The sequence below is a fragment of the Faecalibacterium sp. I2-3-92 genome (genome assembly GCF_023347315.1).
Classification (GTDB): Bacteria; Bacillota; Clostridia; order Oscillospirales; family Ruminococcaceae; genus Faecalibacterium; species Faecalibacterium duncaniae.
In genome coordinates this window covers 1,191,277-1,206,344 of record NZ_CP094470.1, presented here as the reverse complement: position 1 = coordinate 1,206,344, position 15,068 = coordinate 1,191,277, and the positions used below count along the sequence as shown (strand labels likewise).

Below are 15,068 nucleotides of genomic sequence, written 5' to 3'. Positions count from 1 at the left end.
TCTCCTTTTTTGTTACAGCTTTGTGCGCTCCAGCGCAAGGAACTCCTCCAGCGAGACCCCGGACGCGCGGATGGCGAGGGCATTTTCCGCCCCCACATAGCGCCAGTGCCAGGGCTCGTACACCATGCCGGTGGCGGCCTGCCGCTCCTCCGGCCAGCGGAGGACAAAACCATACTCCGCAGCGTAGGCGGTCAGCCACTCGTAGGCGCGGGTATCGGCAAAGCGGGTGGTCTTTTCGGTGCAGTCCGGGCTGAGGATGTCCGCCGCATAGCCGGTGGCCTGCTCGCTGGCATTGGCCGGAGGGCAGACGCTGGCGGCATAGGCCGCGGCATCCTCCTCGGAGAGCCCCTTTTCCAGATACACCTGCTTCCGGGCATCAAAGGCCGCTTCCCGTGCGGAAACATCCTGATAGCCCGTCACCAGTTCCAGCGTGATACCGTCTGCCGCTGCAGCTGCCGCCATGGCGCGGTACTGCTCTGCGGCTTCCGCTTCGAGCTGCTGGCCCGTGGCATCATCCGCCACCGCAAGGGCCGGGGCAGGCTCTGCGTCCAGCGGCAGATTCCCGTTCACCAGCACCAGCCGGGCATCGGCAAGGTTCAGCTGGTATTCGGTGCCATCGTAGTTTCTGGCCACAAAGGCCTCCGGCCCCGCGATCAGGGCGTGGGCCTTGGGCAGCAGCCATAAAATGCCGCTGGTCATCAGGGCAACAGCCGCGCCGCAGGCCGCCAGAAACACGGCCCAGTTCCGTGCCAGACGCAGGCAGCGCCGGATCCTCCACTCCCGCCGGGTCATCCGCCGCCGGGGCGCTTGCTTGTTTTGGTTCATCGATATCGGTTCCCTTCTCACATCATTTCGCAATGCACAGCCGCACAATTACATTATTTTATTATACACTTCTTTCGCCGGGGTGTAAACGGAAAGGGATGTTAAAAAATTGTGTCTTTCAAAAAAGGGAGTTCCGTTACGGACGAACGTCCGAGCAGAACTCCCTTTGGGGTTTATAAAAATCCCGCGTTAAAGCGCTTTCCTCAATTCAGAATTTTCCCGTCAATGGAGAGGGTGACCGGCTACCGTGGCAGAGGACTCGTTCAGGACAGCTTGATCTTCAGATCTGCCAGCAGATTCACGGCCTCCGGCAGCGAAAATTTTGCATCTTTCAGGCGGCTGCCCAGAATATCCACTTTATAACCGGTGGCATCCCGGAAGTCCGCTTTCCGTAGATCGCACTGGTAAAACTCCGTTTCGTGCAGCTCTGTGCCCATGAAATTCACCATCTGCATCTCGCACTTGGCAAACATGGAACCCACGATCTCAGTTTTCTTCTTTGATAAATCAGAAGTTGTTATTGTAAATCATTTTTTGATATTTCAATCGATGGATAGTGTTCTAAACTTGTTAAGTCAACATCTAATGGAGTAACGTATTCCATATAAAATTTTTCAGGATTTTTATCTTGCAATTTTTTAAGTTTATTCTTAATTTTTTCCTCCTCTGTAGAAACAAAAACCACTGATACTACTCCTACCTTTTCACTTGGATTCATTCTGCTATCTTCAACATTTCCACATAAAATCATTCTAACTGTATTCATAATAATCCTCCTCCACATATAACTTACGAGTTGTCGTTCTCAGTATACCATGATTTCTCTCTGCGGAAAAGATACCAGGAAACAAAAATGGCCCCGGAGGGCTTGTTACAGCTCTCCGGGGCCACTTTATGTCCGTGTGTGACTTGGCGCACACGACCGGCGTTTTACTCGATTTCAATCAGATTCGGGTTCTCAGGCAAAGCCTTCGTCTGCTGAGGAGCAGGCAGCTCGACGTGCAGGACGCCATCCTCGAACTTTGCGTGGATGTCTTCCTTCTTCACATCGCCCACGTAGAAACTGCGTGCGCAGGTGCCGGAGAAGGATTCGTGCCGCAGATAGCGGCCCTTCTTATCCTTTTCGTCATTGCTGTGGCTGCGCACTGCCTGAATGGTCAGGTAGCCGTCGTTCAGATCCATCTGAACGTCTTCCTTCTTGCAGCCCGGCAGGTCAACCGCTACTTCGTAGCCGTTGTCCGTCTGTTTGACATCGGTCTTCATCATGTTTGCACCGCGCTTACCAAAGGTATCACGCGCCTCACGGTTCATCATACGTTCCAGTGCAGCGTCATTCCAGAACGGATCGAAGAAATCATCGAACAGGTTTTCATGGAAAACAGTCGGCATAAGCATAAATCATTCCTCCAATCCCGGCGTTCAGGTCGGGGCAAAAAATCTGAAGCGTCCACTCGGAAAGGCTTTCCGGGGAGCCTTGCAGCTCTCCTTTTGCCCTTCCTCCTGAGCACGCCACTGTTATAGCACCATTTTTTAGCAGTGTCAATACCAGAGTGCTAATATTCACGAAAAAATAATACTTCTGCAACAATTTCTTGATTCTGGCTCTCCCCGTTTTCCCCTTTGGGGCGGGCTGCCACGCCTTTTTTTGTTGCCGCCTGGTTTGGCACTTTTCAACGGTCCCGTTCCGTGTTACAATAGGAAAAAACGAAACCGGGTGATTTTTTTGGAATTTTATGGTACCATCGGCCCCGCCTGTGCCCAGCTGGAGACCTTGCAGCACATGGTGGAAGCTGGCATGACGGGCATCCGCATGAACCTTTCCCACGGGTCCCTTTCGGCCCACAAAGACTGGCTGGATATCATCCACGCCGTGGGCATCCCCCAGCTGCTCATCGACCTGCAGGGGCCGGAGCTGCGCATTGGCACGCTGCCCCAGCCCCTTGTGCTGAAACCGGGCCAGAGCCTCCGGCTGGGGCAAGGGGGTGTCCCCTGCCCGGCGGCGCTGGTGCATGCAGCCCGGCCGGGCCAGAACCTCCTGCTGGACGACGGCAGGCTCCTTGTGCAGGTGGCCGAAGCTGATGGCGCTGCCCTGCAGTGTACTGTGGTACGGGGCGGCACCCTGCAAAGCCGCAAAAGCCTTGCGGCACCGGGGCTGACGGTGGCCTCCCCCACGTTGACGGAGGAGGACCTGCAAAACCTGCAGCTGGCGGGAGCCTGCGGCGTTACCGGGGTGATGCTGCCCTTCGTGCGGGGGGCTGAGGACATCCGCACCCTGCGCCGGGCGCTGGAACAGGCCGGGGCCGGGCAGATCCGCATTTTTGCCAAGATCGAGAGCCTTGCGGGGGTACAGGCCCTGCCGGAGTTCCTACCCCTTGTGGATGAAGTGGTCATTGCCCGCGGGGACCTTGGCAACGCCATGCCCCTGTGGGAGCTGCCCCGGTGCCAGAAACAGCTTTCAGCGGTCTGCCGGTCTGCCGGGGTGCCCTTTATGGTGGTGACCCAGATGCTGGACAGTATGTGCAGCCGGGCGGTCCCCACCCGCGCCGAGGTCAGCGACATCTACAACGCCGTAGCAGACGGCGCTTCCAGCGTGATGCTCACCGGGGAGACCGCCGCCGGGCAGTACCCGGTGGAGGCCATGGAGTATCTTGTGCGCACCGCCCGCACCGCCTTGGAATAACCCAAAGTCAAAGACACTCGGTCGATCTGTGTTGCCGCATTTAGTCGAGAATTTTTCCGTCAATGGAGATGGTGACCACCTGCCACGGAATGAACTTTCCGCTGGCTTGAAGTGCCTTTTTCGCTGCCATCTCCAAGCCGCCGCAGCAGGGCACCTCCATGCGGAGGATGGTCACGCTCTGGATGTCGTTGCTGCGCAGGATCTCGGTGAGCTTTTCGCTGTAATCCACAGCGTCCAGCTTCGGGCAGCCGATGAGGGTCACCTTGCCGCGCATAAATTCCTGATGGAAATTGGCGTAGGCGTATGCCGTGCAGTCCGCTGCAATCAGGAGCTTTGCGCCCTCAAAGTAGGGCGCATGGACAGGTGCCAGCTTGATCTGCACCGGCCAGTTGCGCAGGCGGGAGACCGGCTGCGCGGGGGCAGACGCTGCACTTTCTGCGATCTCCGTCTGTTCCAGCATCCGCATCCGGGAGCCGGGGCAGCCTCCCTCGTGGAGATGCTTCATCTTCTCCTGCAATTCCTTTTTCTTTTTGTTCTCCTGCACCGCTGCTTCGTCGTAGGCAGGGGCTTCCCGCTCTTCAAAGGTAATGGCTCCGGTGGGGCAGCCCGGCAGGCAGTCGCCAAAGCCATCGCAGAAATTTTCCCGCACCAGCTTTGCTTTGCCGTTGATGATATCAATGGCACCTTCATGGCAGGCGGTTGCGCACAAGCCGCAGCCGTTGCATTTTTCTTCGTCAATATGGATGATCTTCCGAATCATATCTATACTCTCCTGTTGTGGGTGTTTTTTGCATTTGCATCCTTATTATAGTATACTAAAGGCAACTTGTATGTTTGAATTCCAACAAGGAGGGCTTTTATGCAAAAATATCTGCCTGTTCTGCGGAACTGCCCCTTTTTTACCGGGCTTACCGACGATGAGATCCTGTCCATCCTGCACTGCGTCAGTGCGTCGAAGATCACCCGACCCCGGGGCTCCTACATTTTCCGTGCCGGAGATTCCACAGAGGTTATGGGGCTTGTGCTGTCCGGCTCCACCCTTGTGATCCAGGAGGACCTTTGGGGACACCGCAATATCCTGTCCAAGTGCAATACCGGAGACTTTTTCGGCGAGCCTTACGCCGCCACCCCCGGTGCCATCCTGAACATCAGCGTGGTGGCAGAGGAGGATTGCGAAATTCTGCTGCTGAACGTCAAGCGGCTGCTCACCTCCTGCCCCACCGCCTGCGACCATCACCAGAAACTCATCCGCAATCTGGTCAGCGTTCTGGCAAACAAAATACTGCTTTTTAACGATAAGATCACCCATGTCAGCAAGCGAACCACCCGGGAAAAACTGCTGTCCTACCTGTCTGCCGAATCCATCCGGCAGTCCTCCCTTTCCTTTGACATTCCCTTTGACCGTCAGCAGCTGGCGGATTTTCTCTGCGTGGAGCGTGCTGCCATGTCGGTGGAACTTTCCAAGCTGCAAAGGGAAGGGCTGCTGGTCACCAAGCGGAACCATTTTGAGCTGTTGACCCGTTGATCATGCCATACGCCGCCCGCAGGCGTTTTTTCGGGCAGTTCTCTCCTGCCGGGGTGGTGCATGGGCACAAAAATAGCGGACAACCGTTTTGGGGTCGTCCGCTGAATGGTGCAGCATGATTTATTTGGTCGGCAGCTCGGGGAATTTCATATTCCGATTTCCGAATAGACCTCTTCGATGAAAGGAGATTTATATTCAATATAACGTTCAATATCGTCAGGATATTTCTTTGCGCCTTCTTCTTTTATAAGAGAATATTTTCGCACAGCATCGGGATGTGTCCGAAGGTAATCCCTAAACGCAATGTGCCTTTTCAACTCCGGCGAATCAGCAGGGCACACATATAAATGATGTTTTTTCAGGTGATCTTTACCATCGTAGCGAAATGCCTCCCGGCCCGGAATACCGAGGTCTCCTTCATATTGATAACCAATTTTCTCCAAAGCAGAAATAGCATCATTCAAAACGTTGTAATCCTTAATGACTACATCTATATCAATGATTGGTTTTGCAGACAGCCCTTGCACGGAAGTACTCCCGACGTGTTCGATCCTGATTGCCAGCTGCCCAAGAGCATCCATAAGTTCATTCTGTATTTTAAGAGAATCCAGTCTCCAATGTTCATCGAATGGTTCGACAACAACATACTTCGTAATCATTTTACGCTCCCTCGTTGGCCTTCCAGTTGTTGCGTCCAGTATACCACACCAAATCCAATTGTAAAAGAGCTTATGTACGCCGCCCGCAGGCGGCACCCTTTATTCTCCCGGTGATTCTTGAAGCCAGCCTTTGCGCAACTGTTCCAGTGCGTGGGTCTCAAGCCTTGAGACATAACTTCTGCTGATCTGGAGCAGCTGTGCCGTTTCCAGTTGGGTCAGGGGCGGCTGACCCGCCAGCCCGTCTTCTTTATGACCGAGCCGCGAATTACGGAAGTATCATTGTCTGGAAGTACCTGAAGCTGCATATTCAATTTTCAAGGGTAGCCGGGATGAAAAGCTCGTTGTACTTTACTGCAAGCAGCTTGGTATCGACTATAAAAATCTGTCAGACGAAGAATTTCGCTGGCTCATTCGGATTCTCAAAAAGTCAAAGAAAATGGGAACGCCTATCAGCCAGAGGAAAAAACGGTAAAGAAAAACCGCTGTTGCATGGTTTGTTGGCTTCCATGTAGCAGCGGTTCGTGCTGTGGTTATTCAGTTGATATTGTGTAAAGCGATAAATTGTAAGCTATCAATCGCCACTTAGGCGTGTTTTCCCAATAACAATGTAAAACAACGGTATCATTATAACCATTGCTGCTATGATATGTACATATATGAAACTTTGTGTTCCTGTAACAAGAAACAAACTTGTTATTGTATAATTCCATAACCAATGAAATCCTGTAGGCATCCAAATACTCTTTGTAGTGTAAAACATTTCATTGGCAAATATTCCATATAGAAAAGGAAAAATAAACATTACCAGAACAGAAATATTATCGGTATTAAAAATATGTGGTAGTGTAAAAATAAGTGCAGCGATTACGCAACTCAAATACTTATTTTTACATTTTTGCAGCAACAGCCCAAAAATAATTCCTCTAAAAATAACTTCTTCAATAAAGGACACGAAAAAGTAAAATATGAATTTTCCTTTATGATTCATCAACAGTGATAAAAAATCAGTGTCTTGAAGAATTATATTTGATTTGACTGATGAATAAACTATAAACAATACAATGATTGGCATTATAGCCCCAACTGCAAAATTCAGAAAATCTATTTTTCTAAAATATAACCCTATGCTTTTTAACATAACGCACCTTTTAACCTCTGATTTGTCATAATCCTGACACCATACTATTATGAATAAATTATCTCATGCAGAATAATTTCTTCTGCCCGATTGTGAATGTTATTGCATCGCCGCACCCATTCCATTTGACGGGTACACTTTAATTTCTCGGTTACGCCCTCGGCAATTTTTATCTGCTCCATGATGGTATCTAACCGTTCCTGTGCCTGTTCGTTCAGGTCTGCAAGATATGTCCACAATTCTCCGGTCAGTATCAATGTGTTCAATCTGGCTGGGTGGACTTTTCTCAAATATTCCCGGTGCATCCGTCCGTGCTGATGTGCTTTCCCTCTTTGCTCATGTTGGCAATCATATTCGTTGTCATACCGGCGGCAAGCCTTAAATCTTCTTTTCTCATATCACGCTCTATCAGTGCGCCAGAGTGGTTTATAGTTGATGTGCATATTGTTTTCCTGCTTTTCTATCCATACCACCGGGCGGTTGCCCCGGCAGGAACTTTTCTCTTATTATAACACCAATCTTATGAAATCACAATTTATTCTTGTTGTCTGCCGCTGATACCGTCTGGATTGTGCTTTTCCTTTCTTTTTGTTCCCGCATCTCAAGCGCTCCATAAGCAAAATTTATAGGTCATAGTAAATTTATTCGGTTTACTGATATGATACTTCATGTTATACTATATTACAATAGGAAATATGGATAGGAGTTTCAGAATCATGGAAAAGAAAGCAAGCAGTTTCTCCGGACAAATCGGATTTGTCCTTGCTGCCGCCGGAAGTGCGGTGGGTGTCGGCAACCTGTGGCGGTTCCCGTACCTTGCCGCAAAAGATGGCGGCGGTTTGTTTTTGCTGGTGTATCTGGTGCTGGTGCTGACCTTCGGTTTCACGCTGCTCACCTCGGATATCGCCATTGGCCGCCGCACAAAGCAGAGTGCCATCCGCGCCTACGAGACGATGCGCCCCAAGTGGAAATTCCTCGGCATCCTGACTTTTCTGGTGCCAGTTCTGATTATGACCTACTATGCCGTCATCGGCGGGTGGATCACGAAATATGCGGCAGTCTACCTGACCGGACAGTCTGCTGCCGCTGCTGAGGACGGTTATTTTACCAGCTTCATCACCTCGCCAGTCTCCCCTGTGGTGTTCGCTCTGCTGTTCATGGGCGTGACTGCTTTCATCGTGTACAACGGCGTGGAGGGAGGCATTGAGCGGGTGTCCCGCTACATGATGCCCATTCTGCTGGTTCTGGTGGTGGTGATTGCGGGTTACGCCCTCACCCTGCGCCACGAGGATGCCTCCGGCCAGATGCGCACCGGTCTGGAGGGTCTGCGCTACTACCTGACCCCGCACATGGAAGGGCTGACTGTCAGCCGCTTTTTGCAGATTTTGCTGGATGCCATGAGCCAGCTGTTCTTCTCCCTCAGCGTGTCCATGGGCATTATGATCACCTACGGTTCCTACGTCAAACCGGACGTAGACCTGAACAAAGCGGTGAATCAGATTGAGATCTTCGATACCGGCGTAGCCCTGCTGGCCGGTGCCATGATCATCCCCGCCGTGTATGTTTTCTCTGGCACCGAGGGCATGAGCGCAGGCCCCAGCCTGATGTTCGTCTCGCTGCCCAAGGTATTCAACGCCATGGGCAAGGCGGGCATGTTCGTTGGCATCCTGTTCTTTGTCACTGCCATTTTTGCCACCCTGACTTCCTGCATCTCGGTGCTGGAATCCATCACCGCCAACTGCATGGAGATCTTCCACTCGGGCCGCAAAAAGACGGTGCTTGTGCTGGCGGTCATCTATCTGGCCGCTTCCGCCATCATTGCGCTGGGTTACAGCATCTTCTATTTTGAAGTACAGCTTCCCAACGGATCGGTGGGTCAGCTGTTGGATATCATGGACTATGTCAGCAACAGTGTTATGATGCCTTTCATTGCCCTGCTGTCCACCATCCTGATTGGCTGGGTCATGACACCGGATTACGTCATTGACGAGATGCAGCGCAACGGCGAGACCTTCCGCCGCAAGAAACTCTACCGGGTGATGATCCGATACGTTGCTCCGGTGATGATGCTGGTGCTGTTTTTGCAGTCCACCGGGATCCTTGCTTAAGCCGAAAAGCCCCCGTGGGCTTTTGGGAAACCGGACGAACAGAAAGGAACTCACCCCAACAGGCCCGGTTCCGTTATCATCTGATCCACGCCATTGAGGGTGCGTATAAGTATCGGAAAGACTGATGATACCAGTTTTATCGGATGGTTCTGCGGAGCCATCCGTTTTTTTTTTGCTCAAATCGCATTTTTTAGAGGTTTAAACGCATCTGAATTATCGCAAGAAATTCAAAATAAGCTTGAAACGGTTTTAACAGAATGCTAGAATATAATGTCACTACTTTTATAGGAGAATCCACACAAGATCCAGTGCGGACAGGCCGCAAGCGTTGACCGCAAACGCCTTCCTTGAGGATGTGAAAAAGAGCAAGGAGGCCGGCATGAACGCGCATCTGTCCAAGCCCGTGGACATCGACGCGCTGGAACAGACCGTCAAGCGCTTCCGCGTTCCCCCCCTCCCCCCCGAAAATAAATAGTGGAATCGCACGGTTTCGCAGATGACCGACACCCACGACTTAGCAGGGCCGCCCATTTGCGGCCCAGCTCTTTTTTTGTGAGAGAGCAATCATAATGAATCAAAGTATTGGATGGTATTGCGTATGGAACAACAGCCAAATAAAATCCAGCCTATGTTGCTATCGGCACTTGCCCAATTGAGCGCCTGCCTGATCGTCTGGAATTTTCATATTCCAAATCCAAATATCCTGCTTTTTGTTGTTCTTTCTGCTGTGCTCGTGAAATGCGGCTATGCAGCAGGAATCGTAAGCGGCCTCATTGCATTCCTGTACTCCGCGTTTTTCTTTTCTACCGACCACAGCTTTTTTCTTTACACCACTTTGAACTTTCAAAAGCTCATCGTGATCGGCCTTGGTATCGCTGCGAACATTCTGCTGATCGGTCGCCTGCAATGGCAGTTCGAGCGCTCCAGCATGGAAAAGATGCAGGCCGAAGCCGAGGAAAAGCTTCAAGAAACAACAGAGAGCTACCGTGCAAAACTTTACCACGATGTCTTGACTGGCACGTACAACCGCCGCTACTATGAGGATATCGCATCCCGTATCGTCGGCCCCGCAGGCATCGCGCTGATAGATGTGGACGATTTCAAAATCTGCAACGACACCTATGGACATTACGCCGGAGATATGGCATTGGAAACAGCGGCAAATGCCATCCGCTCCTGCATCCGGGAGTCGGACCTGCTCATCCGCTATGGCGGAGACGAATTTCTGCTGGTCTTACCCGGCATTCCGGGAGATATTTTGCAGACCAAACTGGAACAGATCCGCACAGCTGCACAGATGGCATCCGTACCCGGCTATTCGCATTTCCGCCTCTCACTGAGCATCGGCGGAACGATGCAGGCCATCACCGACCCGATGGAGAATGCGGTTCGCCGGGCAGACCGGCTGATGTATCAGGCAAAGTGCCGCAAGAATGCCGTCACGGTGGAGGTTCCGGGGTGCAGCCTGGCCGCACCGGAAAAGCTTTTGCAGGAAAAATCCCAGATCCTGCTTGTGGACGACTCCAAACTGAACCGCATGATCCTGGCAGAGATCTTAGGAGACGGCTACCATATTCTGGAGGCAGAGAATGGACAGGAATGCCTGGAAAAATTGCGGGCAGAAGCCAGAAACATCGCACTGGTGCTGCTGGACATCAACATGCCCGTTATGGACGGCTTTGAAGTGCTGAAAGCCATGAATGCCAACCACACCATCGAGGACATCCCGGTCATCATGATCTCCAGCGAGGACTCTGATGCGGCGATCCGGCGCTCCTATGAACTGGGGGCGAGTGATTATGTCAATCGTCCCTTTGATGCACGCATCGTATACCGCCGCGTGACCAACACCATCAAGCTGTACGCCAAGCAGCGGCGGCTGGTGCAGATGGTCTCTGACCAGATCCGTGCCCGTGAAAACAATACGGATATGTTGGTAGGTGTACTGAGCCATATCGTAGAATTCCGCAACGGCGAAAGCGGTCTCCATGTGCGACATATCCGCATGATCACGGAACTGCTGCTCCACCGTCTGCTGGAAATCAGCAGCAGATACTCTATTACTGCGGAACAGCAGGATCTGATCCCGCTGGCCTCTGCCCTGCACGACATCGGCAAGATCGGCATTGATGAAAAAATTCTCAACAAACCTGGCAAACTGACCCCGGAGGAATTTGAGGTCATCAAGACCCACAGCATGCTGGGAGCCCAGATACTGTACGATCTGGATAATTTTTCCGAGCAGCCGCTGCTGCAAACGGCCTACGAGATCGCCCGCTGGCATCACGAACGCTGGGATGGGCGCGGCTACCCGGATGGACTGAAGGGCGACGAGATCCCCATCAGCGCACAACTGGTCTCGCTGGCCGACGTATACGATGCACTGACCAGCGAACGCTGCTATAAAAAAGCCTTTTCCCACGAAAAAGCTATGCAGATGATCCTGAACGACGAGTGTGGAGCGTTCAACCCGCTGCTGCTTCAATGTCTGACGAATATCCAGTCCGACCTGAAAGTAGAATTACAGCAGCACAACTGAACAGCGGATGCAATAAAAACAGGAGAATAAAAAGCCCGAATGAAACACAGAATCTCACGCCGTGCATTTCTGCACGGCTGCACGCTGCTGGCGGCATCGGCTGCCGTTGGCAGTCTGACTTCCTGCGGCGGAACGGACGCGAAGGAGAGCGGTCTTCCGCAGATCATTGTGGGGAGCGATACTTATCCGCCCTATATCTATCTGAACAATGACGGTGTTCCCGCCGGGATCGACGTGGAGATCGCCACCGAAGCATTCCGCCGCATGGGATATGCTGCCCGGTTTGAATCGATCGAGTGGGAGCAAAAAACAAATCTGGTGGAAAGCGGCACCATCGACTGCATCTGGGGCTGCTTTTCCATGGATGGACGCGAGGAGATCTACCGCTGGGCGGGCCCCTACATGGTGAGCCGTCAGGTGGTTACGGTGGATGCCGACAGCTGCATCCAGACACTCAGCGACCTTGCCGGCAAGACCATTGCCGTGCAGAGCACCGGAAAGCCGGAGGAGCTTTTTCTCAGCGGCTCCGATCCGCGGATCCCGCAGACGGTGGAGGTGTTCAGCATCGAAGACCGCAACGTGCAGTACGCGATGATGGCCTGCGGCTATGTGGATGCCATCGCTGCCCATGAGACAGGCATCTTGCAATACATGAAGGACAATTCCGTGGAGTTCCGCATCCTTGAAGAACCGCTGCTGGTCACCGGGCTGGGCATCGCCTATGCCAAAAACGACAGCCGCGGGCTGGACACCCAGCTGAACGCGGTTCTTGCGCAGATGCGCACAGACGGCACGCTGGAGCGGATCATTGGCCGATACCTTGAAAATGCTTCGCAGTATCTGGAGGTAGACACCATTGGCGCGTAAGAACAGAACCCTCCCGGATACTTGGACATGGGTGATCCATTTGATCATCGGCGTGTTTTTTATGGTTGGCATCGTTTTTTTCTCGGATTGGCGGGCACTGCGCACAGCGGAGGGACGTTTCTGCCAGACCCTTGATTTTGTCAAATCGCAGTCCACCAGCTTTGAAAAGTACAACGATATCGTTGCTTCCAAAGCGCTCCGCCGCACGGCGGTATCGGTGCATCAGCTGGCACAGGACCCTGCGCTGGACCTCTCCGATCCGCAGTGCCTGAAAAAGCAAACGGAGAAGCTCTGGCTCACAGGGATCTCGGTTCTGGCCCCGGACGGTACGCTCCTGTGCGAATCCACAACAAACGGCATCGGCTATGCTCGGTTTGGAGAGCAGCTCAAAAATGATACCGTTCTGGACGTTTCTTCTCACCCGCAAAAGACCTACCTCAAGCGGGTCCTGCTGGAAGATGGGTCTGCCGTGGATGCTGCGGCATATCGGGCAAAAGGCAAAGATGTGATCCTGCTTGCCTACCGCTATACCCCGGCAGAATTTATAGAAGGAACGGCTTTGTCCATCCAGAGCGTACTGGACGGCTACTCGGTAGAAACCAGCGGCACATTGTTCATCGTGCAGAACAATCAGGTCATTGCCTCCAACCGCCCGGAGTTGATCGGGCAGGATGTTACGGACAGCCCGCTGGTACAGGAGATCCGCAAAGTCGGAACCGCCGAAACGCTGACCCATACCCATGATTGGGACGGCTCCGGCTGCTATTTTGGAATGTACTGTCATGGAAGATCCTTTGATCTCTATGCGTATACAGATGAAAGATCAGTCTTTCGTGAATCACTTCCGTTGATCCTGATGGCGCTGGTCGGTTACATCCTGCTTGTAATGATCCTTCAGGTACTGCGCCGCCGTTCTGTGCAGGAGATGGAACAGCAGAAAGAAGAACAGGAGAAAAAGTATCAGGCCCAGCTGGAGGAACAGAACCGCAAGCTGGAGATCGCGCTCCAGCACGAGGGGGCGGCAAACCGTGCCAAGCGGGAGTTTCTGTTCAATATGAGCCACGATATCCGCACCCCCATGAATGCCATCATCGGCTTCACTTCGCTGGCTGCGACCCATATTGATCATAAGGAACAGGTGCTGGACTACCTGAAAAAGATCTCTACCTCCAGCCAACACCTGCTTTCCCTCATCAATGATGTGCTGGATATGAGCCGCATCGAGAGCGGAAAAGTAAAAATTGAAGAAAAAGCGGTGCATCTGCCGGATCTCGTCCACGATGTGCGCTCCATCATCCAGCCCAATGTTTCGGCAAAGCGGCTGTCGCTTTTCATTGATACCATGGATGTGGAAAACGAGGATATCATCACCGACCCGCTGCGGCTGAACCAGATCCTGCTGAACATTTTGTCCAACGCCATCAAGTTCACTCCCACAGGCGGCATGATCAGCATCCGCATTTCCGAGAAAAACGGTGCACCCAAGGGCCGGGCCTGCTATGAGTTCCGCATCAAGGACAATGGCATCGGCATGAGCGAGGAATTCCAGAAGCACATCTTTGAGGAGTTCACCCGTGAGGAAAACTCCACCGTCAGCGGCATTCAGGGCACCGGCCTGGGCATGTCCATCACCAAGAACATTGTGGACCTGATGGGCGGCACCATCGCCATTGAGAGCGAACCGGGCAAGGGCAGCGAATTCATCGTGGATCTCTGCTTCGCACTCAGCGGACAAAAGATAGAGCCCAGGCAGCTCCCGCAGCTGGAAGGGCTGCGGGCACTGGTGGCGGACGACGATACCGACACCTGCCTGAGCGTCAGCACCATGCTGTCCAAGATCGGGATGCGGCCGGAGTGGACGATCTCCGGCAGGGAGGCGGTGATCCGCGCCCGGTACGCCATGGAGCAGGGCGACGAATTCAGCGTCTACATCATCGACTGGCTGATCCCCGATATGAACGGCATCGAGGTCGTGCGGCAGATCCGCAAGGTGATTGGGAAAAACTGCCCCATCATCATCCTGACAGCCTACGACTGGGCAGATATCGAAGAGGAAGCCCGCGCTGCCGGCGTGACCGCTTTCTGCGAAAAGCCGCTGTTCCTTTCCGAGCTGCGCAGAGTGTTGGCAGAACCGTTCTGCGCAGAGCCTGCCCACAAGCCATCGCAGCCTAATGCCGCCAAGCTCAAGGGAAAGAAACTTTTGCTGGTGGAGGACAACGCGCTGAACCGTGAGCTTGCGCAGGAGATCTTGAAGGAAGCGGGTTTTGTGGTGGACACTGCCGAGGATGGTGAGATCGCCGTCCAGAAGATGAAGCAGGCGGCCCCCGGGCAGTACGACCTGATCTTAATGGACATCCAGATGCCCAGGATGGACGGTTACGAGGCAACGCGGCAGATCCGTGCCCTGCCGGATGCTGCAAAGGCAGTCATTCCCATCTTTGCAATGACGGCAAATGCCTTTGAGGAAGACCGTCAGAATGCATTGAAGGCCGGGATGGACGGCCACATTGCAAAACCGTTGGATATTCCGCACCTGCTGCAGGTCCTTACAGACGTACTGAAATAAACAGCGAAAAGCACCCACAGCAAGCGCCGCAGAGGTTTTGGACCTCCGGTGAGCAGCTTGCTGTGGGTGCTTTATTTTTGATGCCTGACAGGCCGCAACAAAGCTTGCGTAATCGGCGGGCAAGGGAGCCGCATCGTGCAGCGAGAAGCGGCAGCAGGTGA

General features: G+C 53.0%; 15 protein-coding genes and 3 pseudogenes. 8 read left to right on the top strand and 10 right to left on the bottom strand.

Going from position 1 to position 15,068, the window contains the following annotated elements; translation table 11 throughout:
* Nucleotides 1-12: 12 nt before the first annotated feature.
* From MTP42_RS05970 to MTP42_RS05955, 4 genes are all read right to left on the bottom strand, one after another.
* Nucleotides 13-825, bottom strand: a complete 813-nt coding sequence (locus MTP42_RS05970; RefSeq protein WP_249258182.1) for a M15 family metallopeptidase — start codon at nt 823-825, stop codon at nt 13-15.
* Nucleotides 826-1,088: 263 nt separating this feature from the next.
* A complete protein-coding gene (locus MTP42_RS05965) occupies nt 1,089-1,298 on the bottom strand; it encodes a pentapeptide repeat-containing protein (protein WP_238077813.1) in 210 nt (69 codons plus the stop codon).
* Between the two features lie 44 nt (nt 1,299-1,342).
* Nucleotides 1,343-1,591 carry a hypothetical protein gene (locus tag MTP42_RS05960; RefSeq protein WP_003697696.1) on the bottom strand — a complete coding sequence of 83 codons (249 nt, stop codon included), beginning with the start codon at nt 1,589-1,591 and terminating at the stop codon, nt 1,343-1,345.
* Nucleotides 1,592-1,755: 164 nt separating this feature from the next.
* Nucleotides 1,756-2,220, bottom strand: coding sequence for an Hsp20/alpha crystallin family protein (locus tag MTP42_RS05955; protein ID WP_215665879.1), 465 nt, complete (start codon nt 2,218-2,220; stop codon nt 1,756-1,758).
* 328 nt (nt 2,221-2,548) lie between these two features.
* Between MTP42_RS05955 and MTP42_RS05950 the strand changes: the two genes are divergently transcribed.
* Nucleotides 2,549-3,505, top strand: a complete 957-nt coding sequence (locus MTP42_RS05950) for a pyruvate kinase (RefSeq protein ID WP_249258181.1) — start codon at nt 2,549-2,551, stop codon at nt 3,503-3,505.
* A 40-nt stretch (nt 3,506-3,545) separates the two neighbouring features.
* On the opposite strand, the gene MTP42_RS05945 is transcribed toward MTP42_RS05950, so the two are convergent.
* Entirely contained in the window at nt 3,546-4,265 is a 720-nt protein-coding gene (locus MTP42_RS05945; protein ID WP_249258180.1) for an ATP-binding protein, read from the bottom strand.
* A gap of 99 nt (nt 4,266-4,364) precedes the next feature.
* Here MTP42_RS05945 and MTP42_RS05940 point away from each other — a divergent pair, with 99 nt between their 5' ends.
* Nucleotides 4,365-5,030 carry a Crp/Fnr family transcriptional regulator gene (locus MTP42_RS05940; protein ID WP_186850595.1) on the top strand — a complete coding sequence of 222 codons (666 nt, stop codon included), beginning with the start codon at nt 4,365-4,367 and terminating at the stop codon, nt 5,028-5,030.
* Nucleotides 5,031-5,176: 146 nt separating this feature from the next.
* On the opposite strand, the gene MTP42_RS05935 is transcribed toward MTP42_RS05940, so the two are convergent.
* Nucleotides 5,177-5,689 carry a GrpB family protein gene (locus MTP42_RS05935; protein WP_249258179.1) on the bottom strand — a complete coding sequence of 171 codons (513 nt, stop codon included), beginning with the start codon at nt 5,687-5,689 and terminating at the stop codon, nt 5,177-5,179.
* Between the two features lie 99 nt (nt 5,690-5,788).
* The gene (locus tag MTP42_RS05930; RefSeq protein WP_306414105.1) at nt 5,789-5,899 is read right to left on the bottom strand and encodes a sigma factor-like helix-turn-helix DNA-binding protein; all 111 of its coding nucleotides are present in this window, start codon (nt 5,897-5,899) and stop codon (nt 5,789-5,791) included.
* Nucleotides 5,900-6,002: 103 nt separating this feature from the next.
* On the opposite strand from MTP42_RS05930, the pseudogene MTP42_RS14735 reads away from it, so the two are divergent.
* A pseudogene (locus MTP42_RS14735) lies at nt 6,003-6,161 on the top strand (helix-turn-helix domain-containing protein); the annotation flags it as partial.
* A gap of 99 nt (nt 6,162-6,260) precedes the next feature.
* Here MTP42_RS14735 and MTP42_RS05925 read toward each other — a convergent pair.
* The 3 genes and pseudogenes from MTP42_RS05925 to MTP42_RS14730 form a co-directional block, all read right to left on the bottom strand.
* Entirely contained in the window at nt 6,261-6,827 is a 567-nt protein-coding gene (locus MTP42_RS05925; protein ID WP_117535174.1) for a CPBP family intramembrane glutamic endopeptidase, read from the bottom strand.
* Nucleotides 6,828-6,874: 47 nt separating this feature from the next.
* A pseudogene (locus MTP42_RS05920) lies at nt 6,875-7,141 on the bottom strand (TnpV protein); the annotation flags it as partial.
* Nucleotides 7,135-7,347: pseudogene (locus MTP42_RS14730) on the bottom strand (helix-turn-helix domain-containing protein); the annotation flags it as partial. The pseudogenes MTP42_RS05920 and MTP42_RS14730, both read right to left, overlap by 7 nt.
* A gap of 196 nt (nt 7,348-7,543) precedes the next feature.
* On the opposite strand from MTP42_RS14730, the gene MTP42_RS05910 reads away from it, so the two are divergent.
* The 5 genes from MTP42_RS05910 (at nt 7,544) to MTP42_RS05890 (ending at nt 14,907) form a co-directional block, all read left to right on the top strand.
* Nucleotides 7,544-8,935 (top strand): sodium-dependent transporter, encoded by a 1,392-nt coding sequence (locus MTP42_RS05910; RefSeq protein ID WP_035394411.1) that lies wholly within the window; start codon nt 7,544-7,546, stop codon nt 8,933-8,935.
* Between the two features lie 328 nt (nt 8,936-9,263).
* Nucleotides 9,264-9,410, top strand: coding sequence for a hypothetical protein (locus MTP42_RS05905; RefSeq protein ID WP_249258178.1), 147 nt, complete (start codon nt 9,264-9,266; stop codon nt 9,408-9,410).
* A gap of 360 nt (nt 9,411-9,770) precedes the next feature.
* Nucleotides 9,771-11,474, top strand: a complete 1,704-nt coding sequence (locus MTP42_RS05900; protein WP_249258177.1) for a diguanylate cyclase — start codon at nt 9,771-9,773, stop codon at nt 11,472-11,474.
* Between the two features lie 39 nt (nt 11,475-11,513).
* Nucleotides 11,514-12,341, top strand: a complete 828-nt coding sequence (locus MTP42_RS05895; protein WP_249258176.1) for a substrate-binding periplasmic protein — start codon at nt 11,514-11,516, stop codon at nt 12,339-12,341.
* 31 nt (nt 12,342-12,372) lie between these two features.
* Nucleotides 12,373-14,907: a response regulator gene (locus MTP42_RS05890; protein WP_249258175.1), complete on the top strand. Its 2,535-nt coding sequence runs from the start codon at nt 12,373-12,375 to the stop codon at nt 14,905-14,907.
* Nucleotides 14,908-15,068: the final 161 nt, after the last annotated feature.

Bases quoted from the DNA above. Each gene is read 5' to 3' on its own strand.
- MTP42_RS05970 (WP_249258182.1), bottom strand. From the start codon at position 825: ATGAACCAAAACAAGCAAGCGCCCCGGCGGCGGATGACCCGGCGGGAG.
- MTP42_RS05925 (WP_117535174.1), bottom strand. From the start codon at position 6,827: ATGTTAAAAAGCATAGGGTTATATTTTAGAAAAATAGATTTTCTGAAT.
- MTP42_RS05940 (WP_186850595.1), top strand. From the start codon at position 4,365: ATGCAAAAATATCTGCCTGTTCTGCGGAACTGCCCCTTTTTTACCGGG.
- MTP42_RS05945 (WP_249258180.1), bottom strand. From the start codon at position 4,265: ATGATTCGGAAGATCATCCATATTGACGAAGAAAAATGCAACGGCTGC.
- MTP42_RS05955 (WP_215665879.1), bottom strand. From the start codon at position 2,220: ATGCTTATGCCGACTGTTTTCCATGAAAACCTGTTCGATGATTTCTTC.
- MTP42_RS05960 (WP_003697696.1), bottom strand. From the start codon at position 1,591: ATGAATACAGTTAGAATGATTTTATGTGGAAATGTTGAAGATAGCAGA.
- MTP42_RS05910 (WP_035394411.1), top strand. From the start codon at position 7,544: ATGGAAAAGAAAGCAAGCAGTTTCTCCGGACAAATCGGATTTGTCCTT.
- MTP42_RS05935 (WP_249258179.1), bottom strand. From the start codon at position 5,689: ATGATTACGAAGTATGTTGTTGTCGAACCATTCGATGAACATTGGAGA.
- MTP42_RS05895 (WP_249258176.1), top strand. From the start codon at position 11,514: ATGAAACACAGAATCTCACGCCGTGCATTTCTGCACGGCTGCACGCTG.
- MTP42_RS05965 (WP_238077813.1), bottom strand. From the start codon at position 1,298: ATGTTTGCCAAGTGCGAGATGCAGATGGTGAATTTCATGGGCACAGAG.